The sequence below is a fragment of the Marinobacter sp. LQ44 genome (genome assembly GCF_001447155.2).
In the GTDB taxonomy this organism is placed as follows: Bacteria; Pseudomonadota; Gammaproteobacteria; order Pseudomonadales; family Oleiphilaceae; genus Marinobacter.
The window spans coordinates 1,610,024-1,627,231 of the sequence record NZ_CP014754.1 but is presented as its reverse complement, the minus strand read 5'-3'; the positions used below and the strand labels follow the sequence as shown (position 1 = coordinate 1,627,231).

16 protein-coding genes are annotated in these 17,208 nt (G+C 56.0%); 3 read left to right on the top strand and 13 right to left on the bottom strand.

Annotated features, from left to right (window positions below):
- Nucleotides 1-33: 33 nt before the first annotated feature.
- The 8 genes from ASQ50_RS07650 to ASQ50_RS07610 all read right to left on the bottom strand — a co-directional run bounded on the left by ASQ50_RS07650 (nucleotide 34) and on the right by ASQ50_RS07610 (nucleotide 8,310).
- Nucleotides 34-1,578 (bottom strand): DUF4105 domain-containing protein, encoded by a 1,545-nt coding sequence (locus ASQ50_RS07650; protein ID WP_058092558.1) that lies wholly within the window; start codon nucleotides 1,576-1,578, stop codon nucleotides 34-36.
- Between the two features lie 323 nt (nucleotides 1,579-1,901).
- Complete coding sequence (locus ASQ50_RS07640) at nucleotides 1,902-2,258, bottom strand: PEGA domain-containing protein (RefSeq protein ID WP_058092560.1); 357 nt, start codon at nucleotides 2,256-2,258, stop codon at nucleotides 1,902-1,904.
- Between the two features lie 92 nt (nucleotides 2,259-2,350).
- Complete coding sequence (locus ASQ50_RS07635; protein WP_058092561.1) at nucleotides 2,351-3,055, bottom strand: ABC transporter ATP-binding protein; 705 nt, start codon at nucleotides 3,053-3,055, stop codon at nucleotides 2,351-2,353.
- A gap of 9 nt (nucleotides 3,056-3,064) precedes the next feature.
- Nucleotides 3,065-3,820, bottom strand: a complete 756-nt coding sequence (gene livG / locus ASQ50_RS07630; RefSeq protein ID WP_058092562.1) for a high-affinity branched-chain amino acid ABC transporter ATP-binding protein LivG — start codon at nucleotides 3,818-3,820, stop codon at nucleotides 3,065-3,067.
- Nucleotides 3,821-3,825: 5 nt separating this feature from the next.
- On the bottom strand, nucleotides 3,826-5,097 hold the full coding sequence (locus ASQ50_RS07625; protein WP_058092563.1) for a high-affinity branched-chain amino acid ABC transporter permease LivM: 1,272 nt from the start codon (nucleotides 5,095-5,097) through the stop codon (nucleotides 3,826-3,828).
- Complete coding sequence (gene livH, locus ASQ50_RS07620; RefSeq protein WP_058092564.1) at nucleotides 5,097-6,020, bottom strand: high-affinity branched-chain amino acid ABC transporter permease LivH; 924 nt, start codon at nucleotides 6,018-6,020, stop codon at nucleotides 5,097-5,099. Before livH ends, ASQ50_RS07625 begins: the two co-directional genes overlap by 1 nt.
- A gap of 159 nt (nucleotides 6,021-6,179) precedes the next feature.
- A complete protein-coding gene (locus tag ASQ50_RS07615) occupies nucleotides 6,180-7,292 on the bottom strand; it encodes a branched-chain amino acid ABC transporter substrate-binding protein (RefSeq protein WP_058092583.1) in 1,113 nt (370 codons plus the stop codon).
- Nucleotides 7,293-7,452: 160 nt separating this feature from the next.
- The gene (locus tag ASQ50_RS07610; RefSeq protein WP_413772118.1) at nucleotides 7,453-8,310 is read right to left on the bottom strand and encodes a TPR end-of-group domain-containing protein; all 858 of its coding nucleotides are present in this window, start codon (nucleotides 8,308-8,310) and stop codon (nucleotides 7,453-7,455) included.
- A 254-nt stretch (nucleotides 8,311-8,564) separates the two neighbouring features.
- On the opposite strand from ASQ50_RS07610, the gene ASQ50_RS07605 reads away from it, so the two are divergent.
- On the top strand, nucleotides 8,565-9,059 hold the full coding sequence (locus ASQ50_RS07605) for a MarR family winged helix-turn-helix transcriptional regulator (protein ID WP_058092566.1): 495 nt from the start codon (nucleotides 8,565-8,567) through the stop codon (nucleotides 9,057-9,059).
- A gap of 196 nt (nucleotides 9,060-9,255) precedes the next feature.
- Here the strand turns inward: ASQ50_RS07605 and lon are convergent, their stop codons facing one another.
- Nucleotides 9,256-11,706, bottom strand: a complete 2,451-nt coding sequence (gene lon, locus ASQ50_RS07600; RefSeq protein WP_058092567.1) for an endopeptidase La — start codon at nucleotides 11,704-11,706, stop codon at nucleotides 9,256-9,258.
- Nucleotides 11,707-11,843: 137 nt separating this feature from the next.
- On the opposite strand from lon, the gene trxA reads away from it, so the two are divergent.
- Complete coding sequence (trxA, locus tag ASQ50_RS07595; RefSeq protein ID WP_058092568.1) at nucleotides 11,844-12,707, top strand: thioredoxin; 864 nt, start codon at nucleotides 11,844-11,846, stop codon at nucleotides 12,705-12,707.
- Between the two features lie 28 nt (nucleotides 12,708-12,735).
- Here trxA and modC read toward each other — a convergent pair whose 3' ends face one another.
- From modC to modA, 3 genes are read right to left on the bottom strand one after another with little or no spacing between them, the layout of a single operon-like run.
- A complete protein-coding gene (gene modC / locus ASQ50_RS07590) occupies nucleotides 12,736-13,809 on the bottom strand; it encodes a molybdenum ABC transporter ATP-binding protein (RefSeq protein WP_058092569.1) in 1,074 nt (357 codons plus the stop codon).
- The gene (gene modB, locus ASQ50_RS07585) at nucleotides 13,806-14,492 is read right to left on the bottom strand and encodes a molybdate ABC transporter permease subunit (RefSeq protein WP_058092570.1); all 687 of its coding nucleotides are present in this window, start codon (nucleotides 14,490-14,492) and stop codon (nucleotides 13,806-13,808) included. The genes modC and modB overlap by 4 nt, the downstream gene beginning before the upstream one ends.
- 42 nt (nucleotides 14,493-14,534) lie before the next feature.
- A complete protein-coding gene (modA, locus tag ASQ50_RS07580) occupies nucleotides 14,535-15,299 on the bottom strand; it encodes a molybdate ABC transporter substrate-binding protein (RefSeq protein WP_058092571.1) in 765 nt (254 codons plus the stop codon).
- Nucleotides 15,300-15,369: 70 nt separating this feature from the next.
- Between modA and ASQ50_RS20455 the strand changes: the two genes are divergently transcribed.
- A complete protein-coding gene (locus ASQ50_RS20455) occupies nucleotides 15,370-15,690 on the top strand; it encodes a hypothetical protein (RefSeq protein WP_076657182.1) in 321 nt (106 codons plus the stop codon).
- 34 nt (nucleotides 15,691-15,724) lie between these two features.
- Here the strand turns inward: ASQ50_RS20455 and ASQ50_RS07575 are convergent, their stop codons facing one another.
- The gene (locus ASQ50_RS07575; protein ID WP_058092572.1) at nucleotides 15,725-17,089 is read right to left on the bottom strand and encodes a KamA family radical SAM protein; all 1,365 of its coding nucleotides are present in this window, start codon (nucleotides 17,087-17,089) and stop codon (nucleotides 15,725-15,727) included.
- Nucleotides 17,090-17,208 lie beyond the last annotated feature (119 nt).

The following is a 17,208-nucleotide window of genomic DNA, read 5'->3' as shown; positions in this document are numbered from 1 at the left end:
TATTTTGGTTGTGAAGGAGCACCTAAGATTTTTTTAGAAAAAATACTCTAAGTGTATAGAGTTTGAGTCGGAATCCAGCTCGTGTCGAGCGGTGATCTGGACGTTACTGAGGGGTTGAATAGCTGCCACGATTTCAGTCTGTTTAGTTAGCTTTGAATTAATAAAACTACGAGTTTTATGCTTTATGCCAAAGAAGAAAGGCTGAGAGTAGAGAAAGGCTTCAGCTTTGATTCGGGGAGTAGCAAAGTTCTCTCGAATCGAAATCGCAACTTCTGGCAAGTACGAGATAGTAATTCTTGGGGTTGTATGAGCTATACCAACACCGATTGACGATGAATCTGACAGTTCATTTTCTTGATTTGAGTGCCTATCTATGACTGTTTTGTAAGACCAGGCAATCGATGTATTCTCGGAAATATATTTTGCATTTAAGGACTCTAGCTCAATGATATTTATTTTTTTTATTTTTGGGGACCCATTTATATCAACAGCTTCAATATCTAAGAAGTTGAATGTATTTCTATCATTGAGTGTGGTGGAGAATGGCGAGTCGATTCCTTTGTACCCAAGTTTAAATCCGATACCTGAATAATATTTTCCACCAAATTTCTGAACACCGGTACTGATCTTCCTTGGGGTAGTGAAAATGGGTTGAGTATTCGAAGTTATGACCGATCTGAAAAGTTTTTTATTCTCTGGTGTAGGATCCTTTTTGCTGAGTGCAAGCATTGTTGTAGCGTTATTTTTGTTGGTAATGCCCTTTTTGTCTAGCCGATTTAATATGTCGATAGGGTAAATTCTTAAGTGCTCTTGGTTGTCTTCTAATATTTTAACGGCTTGGATTGCTCTTAGGATTTCAGATGAGCAGTTATAAGAAAAGAATTTGTATGGGTATGTTGTTTTTTGGAGTTCTTTTGTGTGTAGATACAAAAGAATAGACTTTTCATGTTCAATGTTAAGGTCAAAAATAGTAAGTGAGCGATTTTCGATGTTAGTGTATTGTTCAATTATAGGATGAAAGACCTGTTCCGAAAATCGCCCCTCAAAGCCTCCATTAACACCCTTTGTTATAGTGTCTATTGGGGACTTGCTATCACCGGTATCAGCAGTGAATGTGACTACATGATCGAAGTATGGAGCGCCCCTGTTAAAGCTAAATCCAAGCAAAATATGGCCAAAATATGACATTGGCGAGCGATTACTGGCATCTGCAAAAATCACAGTAGCCGCAACGCCTGACTCTGCGAATGGATTGGCTATTGTATTATTAAAGCAATGCTCTACCGAGAAGTTCCCCGTAAGATTTTCTTGCAATGACAGCCAATAGTATCTTGCTGGAAATTTGCACCTAGAATCTGTGCTGTTTTGCTCGAACAGAGCTTGAAGCTCTATATCCAATACGGCAGTTTCGGACAGATAGAACGAATTGGGTTTAGAGTCTTGATTTGGACCTAGATAAAGTAAGCTCGCTATTTCTTGGGCCTGGCTCTCTGTAATTGTATCAAGGTTTAATTTGGCTGCGAGTAACGTGGACGGGAGGGATAAAAAACAAAAGACGACTATTAATATTATCTTCATAGTTATCGATTATGGTTTATTGAGGTTAATCCACTAAGCTCCTTTATCAATTCGCCGGGTGTTTGACTTTTAATTATTTTTTCTGAAAAGTTCTCGCAGCCTACTAATTTCTTGATGCAAAGAAGGTCTTTTAGCGCTCTGCTTTCATCGGATTTTTCTGGGTCAGCTTTCATCGCTTGGAAGTTTATATAAATAAAGGTTTTCCACTTATAGAATTGACTGTTGGGGGCCTTTTCGAGACTGGCGCCGCACAATATGACTGTGGACGCCAGAATGAAGAATAATCGGTATGCTTTTATACGCAACTTGATATTCTTTTAGTGCTATTTAGATTGAAGCTCAAAAAAGTATGCATTCGGCTCGTATTCAAAAGCGGCGCCGGTAATCATGTCGGTAGTGCTCAGGTCCCAGAAAACGTTTAAGAGGGTTACTGAGTCATACTGCTTTGTTAGATCCCTGCTGACGCTGTGGTATCCATCTTTAGATATCATTACGGTATCTTTTTTGTTTTTGGGCAATCTAACAGTCATTGGTGTGTTGCCGATTCTTTCGCCGTCAATAAAAATGGCTGCCCCTGATGGCTCACTTTGGAACGTCACAGCTTGATTGTTACCTTTGATAACAGTGCTGCAACCAGAGATAAGCGCCAACGAAGCTACTACTGCAGTGACCTTTTTCATTTCAAATCCCTCATAAAAGAGCTACCAGATTTTACATACCTAAGTAATGTAATCAAGTAAAAATGTTTTGTTTCAGCCCATTGAAAGAGAATTTAGCCGCTCCCAAGGTACGCCTCCCGCACTTCCGGATTGGCCAGCAGGTTCTTGCCGGTGTCGTGCAGGCGGATACGCCCGGTTTCCAGCACATAACCCCGGTCGGCCAGGTTCAGGGCCTGATGGGCGTTCTGTTCCACCAGGAACACGGTAATGCCTTCCTCCCGAAGGTGGCCGATGATCTCGAATATCTGTTTGATGATGATCGGCGCCAGGCCCAGTGACGGCTCATCCAGGATGATCATCCGGGGTTTGCTCATCAGTGCCCGGCCGATGGCGAGCATTTGTTGCTCGCCGCCAGACATAGTGCCGGCCCGCTGGTGTTCCCGCTCCTTCAGGCGGGGGAACAGCTCGTACACGTGATCCTGGCTTTTACGGATCTCGGCCTTGGTGTTGAAGAACCCACCCATGGCCAGGTTCTCTTCCACGGTCAGCCCGGAGAAGACCCTCCGGCCCTCAGGCACGATAGCGATACCGGAGCGCATGATATTGGAGGTGGCTTCATTGGTAATATCCCGGCCTTCCAGGATCACCCGCCCGGCGCTGGCCTGGGGGTTGCCGCAGACGGTCATCAACAGAGTGGTTTTGCCCGCGCCGTTGGCGCCGATCAGCGAGACAATCTCGCCTTTGTTCACTTCAACCGATACCCCGTGCAAGGCCTCGATCTTGCCGTAGTGGGTGTGCACGTTTTCCAGTACTAGCATGGTGTTTCCTCAGGCCTCGCCCAGATAAGCTTTGATAACGTCATCGTTCTGGCGCACTTCGCCCGGTGTGCCTGCAGCCAGGGGACGGCCCTGGTTGATCACGGTAATCCGATCGGAGATGTCCATCACCAGGCTCATATCGTGCTCGATCAACAGTACCGAGACGTTATAGTCCTCTTTGAGGCTGACAATCAGTTGATTGAGGTCTTTGGTTTCTGCCGGGTTCAGGCCGGCGGCCGGTTCATCCAGCATCAGCAGTTTGGGCTCGGTCACCATGCAGCGGGCAATCTCCAGGCGCCGTTGCTGGCCGTAGGCCAGATTGCCGGCATCCCGGTTGGCAAGATCAAGCAGGCCCACCCGCTCCAGCCAGTAGGCTGCCCGGTCCAGGGATTTCTGCTCCCGTGATCGGTAGTTGGGGGTTTTAATCAGTCCGGACAGCAGGTTGGTGTTCAGGTGCCGGTGCTGGGCCACCAGCAGGTTTTCCACCACGGTCATTTTGTTGAACAGGCGAACGTGCTGAAAGGTCCGCACCATGCCCAGCCGCGAGATTTTGTAGTCGGGCTTGCCTTGCACCTCTTTGCCTTCGAACAGGATCTTGCCACCACTGGGTTTGTAGAACCCACTGATGCAGTTAAACACCGTGGTTTTGCCGGCACCGTTTGGCCCGATGATGGAAACGATTTCGTGTTCCTGCACATCCAGGCTGACCTGATCGACTGCCAGCAGGCCGCCGAAGCGCATGGACAGATTTTTTACATCCAGCATATCTGTCACTCCTGCCGTTTCAGTTCAATGTGAATCCGACGCATGGGCATCAGGCCCTGTGGCCGCCACACCATCATCAACACCATGGCTGCACCGAACACCAGCATACGGTAGTCGGCAAACTCACGGGCCAGTTCCGGCAGTATGGTGACCGCAATGGCGGCGAGTATGACGCCGATCTGCGAGCCCATACCGCCGAGCACCACAATGGCCAGAATGATGGCGGATTCGAGGAACACGAACGACTCCGGGCTGATAAAGCCCTGCTTGGAGGCAAACACGGTGCCGGCAAAGCCGGCAAAGAACGCGCCGATGGTGAACGCTGAAAGCTTCACCGCGGTGCGGCTCAGGCCCAGTGAGCGGGCGGCAATTTCATCTTCCCGCAGGGCTTCCCAGGCGCGGCCCACTGGCATGCGCATCAGGCGGCGAATCACCAGAGCGGTGATCACCGCCAGTACCAGGGCTATCAGGTACAGGAAGATCACTTTGTGCTCGCCGCTGTAGGCAATGCCAAAGGTTTCGTGGAACGAGGTATTGCCTTCTTCCTTAACGCGCCGGCCGAATTCCATACCGAACAGAGTGGGCTCGGGAATGCCACCAATACCATTTGGGCCGCCGGTGATGGAGGTCCAGTTATTCAGCAGAATCCGGATAATTTCCCCGAAACCAAGGGTCACGATGGCCAGGTAATCGCCCCGCAATCGCAGTACGGGAAAACCCAGTACCAGGCCGAACAGGGCGGCGAGCAGGGCACCGATGGGCAGGGCCATCCAGAACGAAATGCCCATGTACTGGGACAGCAGGGCAAAGGTATAGGCACCCACGGCGTAGAAAGCGACGTAGCCAAGATCGAGCAGCCCGGCCAGGCCAACGACCACGTTCAAGCCCAGCGCCAGCATGACGTAGATCAGCACCAGCGTCGCCAGATCCACCGAGCCCCTGGACACGAAGAACGGCCAGAACAGGGCCAGCACAATGATGCCGGTCAGCGCCCAGGACTCCAGTTTTACCCGCTTGGCCTGGGGCATGGGTTCACGACCTGCCAGTGGATTCAGTGCCGGCAGTTTGCCGAGATTTCCCATGATGGTGTCGCGATACAGCTGGAAGAAAAACACAATGGCGGCGGCTACGAACACCGAAATAATGGTGCTGGCATCAGCGCCTTCAAGGCCGACCCGGGTGCCCCGGGCCACCAGGTTAAGGCCCAGGATGGGGAAGGCGATGACCATGGTGACCACCGCGCAGAACAAGGCATGTTTGAAGTTGTGTGCTGCCATCAGATCTTCTCAACCTCCGGTTTGCCCAGCAGTCCGGTGGGTTTGAACAGCAGGATCAGGATCAGCAGGCTGAACGACACCACATCTTTGTATTCACCACTGAGGTAGCCGGAGGTCATGCTTTCGGCAACGCCCAGAATCAGCCCGCCGAGCATCGCGCCGGGAATGCTGCCGATGCCGCCGAGCACCGCCGCAGTAAAGGCTTTCAGGCCGGCGATAAAACCGAACAACGGGTCAACCGAGCCGTAGTACATGCCCAACAGCAAGCCAGCCACCGCCGCCAGTGCGGCGCCGATCACGAAGGTGGCGGAGATGATGCGGTTGGTATCAATGCCCAGCAGGTTGGCCATGCCCAGATCCTGGGATACGGCCCGGCAGGCGCGGCCGATGCGCGAACGGGCAATAAATAGCGAAAGGATGGTCATGCAGACCAGGGTGGTGATGAAGATGGTGATCTGCATGTAGGAAATCGACAGCTGGAAGCCTTCGCCCGTACCAAAACGGAAACTGCCATCAATCAGCGCCGGGAAGCCAACATTGCGTGAGCCCTGCGCCAGGTGAACATAGTTTTGCAGGAAGATGGACATGCCGATGGCGGAGATCAGCGGAATCAGCCGGTGCCGGCCGCGCACTGGCCGGTAGGCTACCCTTTCCACCGCCCAGCCCATGGAGCTGGATACGATCATGGCGCAGATCAGCGCGACGATCAGCACCAGTGGTAACCAGGCGATGCCCAGGGTGGCGAGGCCAGTGATGGCGATCAGCGCGGTGTAGGCACCGATCATGTAGATCTCACCATGGGCGAAGTTGATCATGCCGATGATGCCGTAAACCATCGTATAGCCGATGGCTATCAGGGCATAGGTGCTGCCGATCGTCAGCCCGTTAATGAGCTGCTGTGAGAAATAAAGGAGGTCATGCATCTGTGTGGAACTCCGAATGCCTGCTGCCCGCACTCCTTGTCCCTTTGACGGGTTGGTCGCCTGGTCGCAAAGCGGGTCAGCAGAAGCCCAGAAAAACACCTTCCCCCGGGTTACGGCGGGAAGGTGTTCTCATAATGACCGTCTGTAAACGATGTTGGCTCAGTTGACCGGAGTCTTGCTGCCGTCAGAGTGCCATTCGTAGACGACAAACTCGAAGGACTCCATATCGCCCGCCTGGTTGTACTGAACGGTGCCGATGGGCGTTTCGAAAGTGCCGGAGCGCAGGGCCTTGGCCACTTCAAACGGATCTTTGGTGCCGGCCTGTTCGATGCCGTCGGCAACCAGCTGAACAGCGGTATAGGAGGTGAGAACAAATGGGCCGGATGGGTCTTCACCCTTGTCAGCGAAGGCGGCTACCAGATCCTGGTTCTCTTCTTTCTCGTCAAAGCTGGGCGGCAGGGTAACCAGCAGGCCTTCGGCGGCTTCGCCGGCAATAGTGTTGATGTCTTTGTTGCCAACGCCTTCAGGCCCCATGAACTTCGCGTTCACGTCTGCCTGGCGTGCCTGGCGAAGGATCAAACCAAGCTCCGGGTGGTAGCCGCCGTAGTAGACGAAATCCACGTTGGCCTGTTTGATCTTGGTAACCAGTGACGAGAAGTCTTTGTCACCGGCGGTGATACCTTCAAACATCGCCACTTCCACACCGGCATTGCGCAGGGTGTCTCGTACCGCAGTAGCAATGCCCTCACCATACTGCTGTTTGTCGTGGATGACGGCGACCTTATTCGGGTTCTGGCTGACGATGTACTCACCGGCGACCGGTCCCTGCATGCTGTCCAGGCCGATGGTACGGAATACCAGCTCATAACCACGCTGGGTAATGTCCGGGCTGGTCGAGGCCGGGGTAATCATCAGTATGCCTTCGTCTTCATAGATATCAGACGCCGGCTGGGTAGAGCTGGAACACAGGTGACCCACCACGTATTGAACACCCTGGTTGACCAGGCGGTTGGCAACGGTGACGGCCTGCTTGGGGTCGCACACGTCATCTACCTCTACGCCTACCAGTTGTTCGCCCATAACACCGCCGGCAGCATTGATGCGTTCAATGGCCATGCGGGCGCCAGAAAACTGCATATCACCATACTGGGCAACGGGGCCGGTCATCGGGCCGGCAATACCAATTCGGATTTCAGCGGCGGCCTGGCCGGCGGCCATCAGAGCAACAGAAGCGCCTACAGCGGTAGCGAGTTTCTTAACGGACATTTTCATCGTGATGTTCCTGTTTGTCAGGGTTATTGTTATGTTCTCAGAGACTTTAACAAACACCACAGCCAGCTGCTTGTCAAGCAGATCGGGCCAGGGTTTGCTCTGGAACACAGCGTCGCTTTCTCCGTTTGGATTAGCAAGCTCTGTGCCGGTCTCTGTGATGTTATGCGTCCGTGCTGTCGTCCTGATCGGTGAAGACCAGAGCCCTGAAACTTTCGTGATCGTGCAGTGGCTCGAAACTGGGGTCGACGGAGGCATCGTCCCGGTAGGCTTCTGAGATGTCGATGGCCTTTTCCAGGGTGCTGACGGCGTCTTCCCAGCGGCCAATCTCGGCGTAGGCGCAGGCCAGCTGGTAATGGGCATGGCCGTTATCCGGAGCCAGCTTCAGTGCCCGTTGGCACAAGCTGATGGCCCAGAGAGGTTCGCGCATCTCCAGCACGGCATCGGCTTTGTAGCTCAGAGCTTCCACATCATCAGGACGCAGGTCCAGAATCTGGTCGTAGGCGGCGATCTTGTTTTGCTGGGAGGTCTCCTGACTTGCCTTCAACCAGAGCGCGTGCACCTCGTTAGTGCGTTCGATCTCCGCCTGGTTTTGATGAATGATCTCGGATTTCTGCTGCAGCTGCTCTTCAATGGCCTTCAGGCGCTGTTCGTACTCCACCACCAGTTCGTTCACACGTTTCTCGGCCAGGCTGGTGAGCTGGTTGCGCATGTCGCGGATCGAGTTCCAGCCAATCACCACCAGAATGGAGGTGGCGCCGGCAATCAGGTAGAAGAAGTAGGTGACCGTGTCGGTGGCGTAGGACATGGTTTTGTCGGCAACCGACAACTCCTTGTCGACCACTTTTTCAATTAACTCGGCCCGGGTGTTCTGCATCTCCTGCCGCAACGCTTTCACCTCATCCAGCAGATAACGCTCCACGAATGGATTGTACAGGGGGCTTTCCAATTCACCGATTCGCTCTTCAACATCTTCGTCCGTCACTTGCTGGGCCGACTCAGCCGGTTGCTGTTGGGCCATGGAGGCGCTGGCGAAAGTGATGGCAAAAACGAGTGCGAGGAAAAACCTGATCATCAACCGTTATCCGTTTCTGGGTGAGTGGCAAGCTGATGACCATAGCATAATGGCCACCAGAAAAAATGCCGCATACCTGGTGCGCGGCATGCTGAGCAATATAGGACGCAAGCTAGGTGATAATGCCCACTTGCAATTACCAGTGCAAAGACCTCTAATTATTAGAGGTATAAACAACGCGTTGATTCTGGAGCAGTGGTGTGAACAATTACGAGCAGGTGTTGGTAGCGCTTCGGCGGGTTATCCGGGCAACGGATCTTCATTCCAAGCGGTTAAGCAAGCACGCCGGACTGACCGGCCCGCAGCTGCTGATTATGCGCACCATCCGGGACATGGGGGAAGTGACCATCGGCACCATCGCCGAAAATGTCAGCCTCAGCCAGGCCACCGTAACCACCATTCTGGACCGCCTTGAACTTCGCAAGCTGGTATACCGCGTGCGCAGCACCCAGGACAAACGCAAAGTACACGCGCACCTGACCGAACAAGGCGCCGAGATACTCGCCCGCGCCCCCAACCCGCTGCAGGAAGACTTCATCGCCAAGTTCCAGAGCCTGGCCGAATGGGAGCAGACCATGATCCTGGCCTCATTGCAGCGAGTAGCGAACATGATGGATGCCGACGACATTGATGCCTCACCGGTGCTGACCGTTGGATCTGTGCTCAAGGATGATGGCTGGAAGGAAAAAGCCTGACTGGGGCTTGTCCTAAGGGTCTGTCCCCGAACGGGGACTGACCCATTTTGGACCCAATGGGTTTGAGTTTGGTTAGGGGTCTGTCCCCGAACGGGGACTGACCCATCTTGGACCCATGGGTTCTAGTTGGGTGCTTTAGACGGGCAAAAGCGGGTCAGTCCCCTTTGGGGACAGACCCCTGGGACAGACCCTATTACTAATGCACACTAGACCCCTGCCTCGGCTTATTCCCAAAACACACCTGAAACACGTCGTTGTAGTGCTTGGCAAAATTCACCGATATCCCTTCCTTCAAATACTCCGGCAGCTCCTCATAATCGCCCCGGTTCGCCTCTGGCAGTATCAGGTTGTTGATCTTCTGCCTGCGCGCAGCAATCACCTTCTCCCGAATACCTCCCACCGGCAACACCTGCCCGGTTAAGGTCAGCTCCCCGGTCATGGCAATGTTCTGCTGCGGGGCTTCCTTGCGGGCAATGGACAACAGGGCGGTGGCCATGGTAATGCCGGCGCTCGGCCCGTCTTTTGGCGTTGCGCCTTCGGGTACGTGCAGGTGCACGAAGGATTTGTCGAAGAAGGTCGGGTCGCCCTTGTAGCGTTTCAGGTTGGAGGAGACGTAACTGTAGGCGATTTCCGCCGACTCCTTCATCACATCCCCCAGCTGCCCGGTGAGCTTGAAGCCCCGCTGGCTGCTGTGGATGCGTGAGGCCTCGATGCTCAGAGTGGCGCCGCCCATGGCAGTCCAGGCCAGTCCGGTGACCACGCCGGTGCCCTTCATGGATTTCTCTTTGCGGAACGCGGGCTGTCCCAGATAGTCCTGCAGGTCTGCAACGCCGACTTTCACCGGCTTGTCCGGGTTTTCCAGCAGTTTTACGATGCCTTTGCGGATGATCTTGTGCAGTAGCTTTTCCAGGTTCCGCACGCCGGCTTCCCGGGCATAGCCTTCGATCACCTGCCGGAGCGCGGCATCGGTAATGTTGAGCTGTTTCTTCAGCAGGCCCGCCCGTTTCAGCAGCCGCGGCATCAGGTGGTGCTTGGCGATGGCCAGTTTTTCTTCGGCGATGTAGCCGGACAGGCGAATCACATCCATCCGGTCCAGCAGCGGCCGGGGAATGGTGTCCAGCTGGTTGGCGGTACACACAAACAATACCTTGGACAGGTCCATGCGCACATCCAGGTAGTGGTCCAGGAACTCTTTGTTCTGTTCAGGGTCCAGGGTTTCCAGCAGGGCAGAGGCCGGGTCACCCTGATAGGACGAGCCGATCTTGTCGATCTCATCCAGCATGATCACCGGGTTGGCCACCTTGCTGTCTTTCAGGGCCTGTACGAACTTGCCGGGCATGGCGCCGATGTAGGTGCGGCGGTGGCCCTTGATCTCGGCTTCATCGCGCATACCGCCCACGCTGAAACGGTAGAACTCCCGGCCCAGGGCATCGGCCACCGAGCGGCCGATGGAGGTTTTGCCCACCCCCGGCGGGCCGACCAGCAGCAGTATGGAACCACTCACTTCGCCCTTGAAGGTACCTTCAGCCAGGAACTCGATGATACGGTCTTTTACATCGTCCAGACCGTCGTGGTCCCGATCGAGGATGCGGCGGGCTTCGGCCAGGTCAAAATGGTCTTCGGAATGCACACCCCAGGGCACCTGGGTAATCCAGTCGAGGTAATTGCGGGTAACGCCATACTCCGGCGAGCCCTGTTCCAGTACCTGCAGTTTCTGGATTTCATCTTTGAATCGCTCCTGCACGGCTTCCGGTGGATTCAGTTTGGCCATTCGCTCTTCGAAGCGTTCCACGTCCGCCGTCTTGTCATCCTTGGCAATGCCCAGCTCCCGCTGGATGACTTTCAGCTGCTCACGCAGGAAGAATTCGCGCTGGTGCTTCTGCACCTTCTCGTTCACTTCCTCGTTGATCTCGGATTGCAGGCGGGCCACCTCCAGCTCTTTTCGCATGAGCAGCAGGACTTTCTCCATGCGCCGGAGCAGGGGGACGGTATCCAGTACATCCTGCAATTCCCGGCCCGGGGCGCTGGTCATCGAGGCGCCGAAATCCGCCAGTGGCGAGCTGTCTTCCGGGCCAAAGCGGGACAGATACTGCTTCACCTCCTCACCATACAGCGGGTTGGTGCGCAGCAGTTCCTTGATGGCAGCGATGATGGCTAGCGTGTAAGCCTTGAGTTCATCCGCCGGCTCCTCCGGCTCCTCCGGGTATTCCACTTCCACCAGGTAGGGTGGGCGGCGGCGCAGCCACTGAACGATTCGGAACCGCTGCATGCCCTGGGCAATAAACTGAACCTTGCCGCCTTCGCTCTGGGCGTGGTGAACCTTCACCGCACACCCCATGGTTTCCAGCTCGTCGCTGGCGGGAATACCGGTGTCGGATTCCGGATCTTCCACAAAGCAGATGCCCAGAACCTTGTGGTCGGTTTCGCCCACCCGCTTCAGGGTTTCCTGCCAGGGGTCCTGGTTCACCACCACGGGCTGCACCTGGGCCGGAAAGAACGGCCGGTTCGACACCGGCAACACATACATACGCCGCGGCCTGGCCTGTTGAGGCAAGACCAGGCTTTTGCTGTTCTCGTCTTTGCCGATGTACTCGGTCACATCTTCTTCAAATTCTTCCAGGGAGTCTTTGCGGTTCTCGTCATTCATACCGTGTTGCTCTCAAGGCTGAGTGGTTAAAGACCTATGTGACGGCGAAAGTCAGGTTTTCAAGCTGGCTTGATTTTTCGGGAGCCGGTGCCATATCTAGAGGCAATTTCACTCATTATGGTTCAGGTTCCCAACTTATGAGCAACTCGCCGCATATATTTGACGCCACCGCCGACAACTTTCAGCAGAAAGTAATGGATGCCTCCGCCACCACCCCCATCCTGGTGGACGTGTGGGCCGAATGGTGTGCTCCCTGCAAGCAGCTGATGCCGATTCTGCAGAAGCTGGCGGAGGAGTATCAGGGGAATTTCCAGCTGGCCAAGGTAAATGCAGACGAACAGCAGGAGCTGACGGCTTCCCTGGGTGTGCGCAGCCTGCCCACGGTGATTCTGGTGAAGAACGGTCAGGCGGTGGATGGTTTTAACGGTGCCCTGCCGGAAAGTGAGATCCGCAAGGTGCTGGAAAAGCACATCGACGCGCCGTCTGAAGACCCTTACGAGAAAGCCCACGCCCTATGGGAAGCCGGTGATGTAGACGGTGCCCTGGCCATCCTCACCGAGATGAACCAGAAAGACCCGGAAAACCTGGATGTGCTGATCGACCTGGCCCAGCTGAAAGCCGAGCAGGGCGATCTCGACACCGCCGAGCAGGTGCTCAACAGCCTGCCGCCGGAAGAGAAACTGCAGCACAAGGCCAAGCAGCTGGCAGCGCGGGTGAAGTTTTTGAAGCAGTCCGGTGAACTGCCGGCGCAGTCGGAACTGGAGGCAAAGCTGGAAGCCAATCCGAAAGACCCGGAAGCCCTGCACCAATTGTCCCTGCACAAGGTACTGCAGGACAAAAACGCCGAAGCCATGGATCTGCTGATTCGCCTGATGCAGTCAGACAGCACCTACAAAGACGGTGTCGCCAAGACTACGCTGGTGGAACTGTTCGAGAAGCTGGGTAACAACAATCCGGATGTGCGTACCTACCGCCGTAAACTCTACACCCTGATGCACTGACAACGGATGGTAGGCCTGGCTGTCAACGTCAGGCCAGCAACGCCACCGATTTGATCAGCGCGTACACCTGCTTGCCCGTTGCCAGCCCCAGTTGCTGGACAGCCCGGGCGGTGATTTCCGCCAACAGCAGTTGACCGTCCGCCGTTCGGCAGGCCACCACGCAACGGTTGTCCCTGGGCGGGTCTATGCGTTCGATGGTCACCGGCAGGTGGTTCTGAATGCTGATGTGTTGAGGGTCTACCAGAGACAAACTGACGTCCCGGGCAAGAATGCTAATCCGGGTTCTGTCCATCCCGGCTGCCGGCGCAGAACTTGTTAACCACAGCCGAGCCTCCGGCGGGCCAAAAGGCCGGGCGTTGTCTTCCCCCGCCTCACCTAGAGTTCCCTCCAGCACTGAAGCCGCACCCGCATCATCGAACAACGGGGAGTCTGGCCGGGCCAGGGCCTCCCGCAAGGTTTCCACGTTTTGAATCTGGCCGTTCTGCATGAACACCACCCGGTCTGCCAGCCGGGTGACCTCATCCGGGGAATGGCTGACCATGATAATCGGCACCCCGGATTCCGCCGCCATGCGAGACAGAAACGGCATGATTTCCCGTTTGGTCTGGGTATCCAGCGCCGCCATAGGTTCGTCCAGTAGCAGCAACTGGGGGCTGATCAACAACGCACGGCCAAGGGAAAACCGCTGGCGCTGGCCCCCGGAGAGCTGATCAATCCGCCGGTCCAGCAGGTGCTCAATTCCCAGCATGGCGGTTACTTCATCCGGGTGAAGCCGACGTTGCTCCGTCGGTGTTCGTTGGTATCCGTAAAGCAGGTTTTCCCGAGCGGACAGGTGAGGGAGCAAGCTGTGTTCCTGAAACACCAGGCCAATCCTGCGCTTGTGCAGGGGAAGAAACTGCCGGCCCCGTTGCCAGTGCTGCCCGCCAAAGCGCACCACCGCACCCCGTGGCCGTTCCAGGCCGGCGATAATGCGCAGCAGGGTGGTTTTGCCACAACCGGAGCGGCCAAACAGCGCGGTGACACCCTCCAGCGGTAGCTCATGGTTAACCTTGAGCTCAAAGTCCTTGCCGTGGCGAAGGTGTCCCTGCAGGTACAGGGTCATAGCTTGGCGACCTCGAACCGGCGGTTAATGCTGTACACCACAAACAAAGTGGCAAAGGCGAAGATTAATAACATCAGCGACAGGCTGTGGGCGGCATCGTAGTTCATGGCCTCGGCGTGATCGTAGATCAAAACCGACAGCACCTTGGTTTCACCCGGAATGCTGCCGCCGAGCATCAAAATAACGCCGAACTCTCCCAGGGTGTGGGCGAAGGTCAGGGTGGCTGCCACCACAAAACCGCCCCGACTGAGGGGGAAGATCACCGTTCGGAACCGGTCCCAGGCGCCGGCGCCCAGGCTGCTGGCCACCTCGACCGGGCGCCGGCCCAGGTTGCGAAAGGCTTCGGTCAGCGGTTGCACGGCAAAGGGCATGGAATAGATAACCGAGGCAATCAGAATCCCCTCAAACGAAAACGCCAGGTGCTGAAAACCCAAGTCCTGAAGGGTTTGACCCACTACGCCCCGGGGCCCAAGAGTGATCAGCAGATAGAACCCCAGCACGGTGGGCGGCAGCACCAATGGCAGCGCCACAATGGCCTGCACAACGGTACGAAATTGAGTGCGCCCCTGCGCCAGCCACCAGGACAAAGGTGTGGCCAGCAATAACAGAATGATGGTGGTGTACAGGCAGAGCTTGAAGGTGACTTCAATGGCCTGCCACTCTGCGGGGCCGAGTTGAAACATTGGGGTCCTTTCAGGTGAAGATGCCGGTTGGCCGTGCGCCGGTCAGGGCATCACAAATCCGTATTGCTCCATTATAGAGTGTGCCTGCTCGGTGGCCATGAAATCAGCAAAGTGCATGGCCTCTGGCTTATTGCCGCCACGCCGGGTAACCACATAGCCCTGGGTCAGTGGGTTGTGCAGGTTGTCGTCGATCAGGTAGTGGTTGTGGGTGGCCAGTTCCGGAAACTTCGCCAGAGACAGTGCAATCACACCCACCTGAGCGGCACCGGACGCGGCCATCTGCGCCGCGTGGGCAATGTTCTCACCAAACACCAGCTTGGGTTGCACGGCCTCCCATACGCCGACCGCCTGCATGGCTTCCCTGGCGCGCAGGCCATAAGGTGCGTGGGCCGGCTGGGCGATGGCGATGCGGGTAATGGAATCCGAAGTCAGATCGTTGAGGGTCAGGCTGCCGGCGTCCAGGGTGTTGCTCCAGAGCACAATGCGGCCAATGGCGTAGACCGCTGGCGGGGTAGCCGTCAGCCCCTCCTGCTCTAGCCGCTTGGGAAACGCAATGTCGGCCGAAAAGAAAATATCGTAGGGCGCACCGTTAATGATCTGCGTGGTCATTTTGCCGGAGGAACCATACACCACCTGAACATTGGCGGCCGGGTTGGCTTCGCGATACAGCTCAATGATGTCATCCAGGGCGTAACGCAAATCCGAAGCCGCCGCAATGCGCACCAGTTCGCCGGCCTGGAGGCTGGACGTAAACAGCAAAGCGGCCAGCACGGACAGCACTCGCCATGGCTTGAACCATTGATACATCCCGAATCCCCCAAACAACGTATTCTGGTTTAGAGCAGCGCAACCGTTTTACCGCAGCGAACCAAGTGACATGCTAAAACTCCCGCCCCAACCTGACAACTGTGAACTCTGCGAACGCGCCGTACCCAAGCTCACCCGCCACCACCTTATACCCAAACACCTGCACCGCAAAAAGCGGTTTCAGAAGCTGTTCAGTAAAGAGGAGCTGATCACCCGCACCTTGTGGGTGTGCCGGCCATGCCATAACGCGATTCATCGGGCGCGTTCGGAACATGAGTTGGGGTTGTATTACAACACGCGGGAGCGATTGCTGGAACTTGAAGAGTTGAGAACGTTTGTGGGGTGGATTCGGGATAAGCCGGCGGGTTTTTTGCCCAAGAAGGGGAGATAAACAGGCCCGCCGCAGCGGGCCTGTTACCAGGGGGCTACGCCTTCCCCTGCTTCATCGCCTCAAACTCATCCTCAAAGAAGAACTTCTCCTCCCCGAAGGCGGGCTCAAGCTCATGCAGCCAGGTCGCCGTTTCGCTGTACTTGGCGAAGAACGGGCGCTGCACCCAGTCCGGGTTGCGGCCCTGCAGGAAGCGCAGTACGAACACTTTTTCGCCTTTGATTTCGGTAATGCCCTGAACTTCCACCTTGCCGGGGCCGGCGCTCATGCTGGGGCCGCGGGCGGTGCGGGCCAGGCCGCTGACCTTTTTCATGGCTTCACGGTAGATGTGGTAGGCCTCGGCCAGGGGCACCTCGAAGTAGTTCTTGGCGCCGGTGTCCCGTTCTACAAACATGTAGTAGGGGATGATGCCCAGCTTCACTTCGCGCTTCCACAGCTTGGCCCAGTCGTCGGCGTTGTCGTTCACGTGTTTGATCAGCGGGCCCTGGGCGCGGATCTCGGCACCGGTGGCACGGATGCGGCGGATGGCTTCTTCCGCGATGCCGGTGGTGATTTCCTGCCAGTGGTTGTAGTGGGCCATGATGGCCACGTGCTTGCCGCCATCAACCAGTTTGGCGAACAGTTCGATCAGCTCGTCGGCGTCCTTGTCGGTCACGAAACGGTACGGCCAGAAGGTGAGGGCCTTGGTGCCGATGCGGATGGTCTGGATGTGGTCAAACTCGGGCTGCAGCAGCGGTTCCAGGTACTGCACCAGGTTCTTGGTCTTCATGACCATCGGGTCGCCACCGGTGACCAGCAGGTCGGTCACTTCGGTGTGCTCCTGCAGGTAGCCGTGCAGCTTCTCGGCATCAGTGCTGGCCATTTTCAGGTCTTTGTCGCCCACAAACTGCGCCCAGCGGAAGCAGAAGGTGCAGTAGCTGTGGCAGGTCTGGCCCTGGGACGGGAAGAACAGCACGGTTTCGCGGTACTTGTGCTGCACGCCGTCCAGCACTTCGCCGTCCAGTTCCGGCATGTTCATTTCCATCTGGCCGGCCGGGTGCGGGTTCAGTTCGTCCCGGATAACCTTCGCGGCAGCCTGGATGTCCTTCTTGTCGGCACCCTCGCGGTGCAGCTTCGCCATCTGTTCGTAATGTTCGTCCTTGAGCATACCCTTTTGAGGGAATACGAGCTGATAGATGGGATCGTTCGGTACCTTGTCCCAGTTGATCAGTTCGTTGATCACATATTCGTTGACCCGGAATGGCAGCACGCTGGCCACCACTTTCATTTCGAACAGGGTCTCTTCGGGGAGATTCTGGATCGCCTCAATTTTATCGAGCTGGCGGTCGGTAAAAACCTTGAACCGGCGTTCCTCGAATTCCTGAACCGGGATGCGGTTCGGAAAGGTGACGATGGAGTTCATAGATCGCCCTCTGATTAGCCCGGATTTCTCATAGGTCCCCGGCAAGTCTCGCAGACTGTGCAGGTTACCGCCATTACCGCTCATTTGCGGCCGAGATTGACTAATAACCGATCAATTTC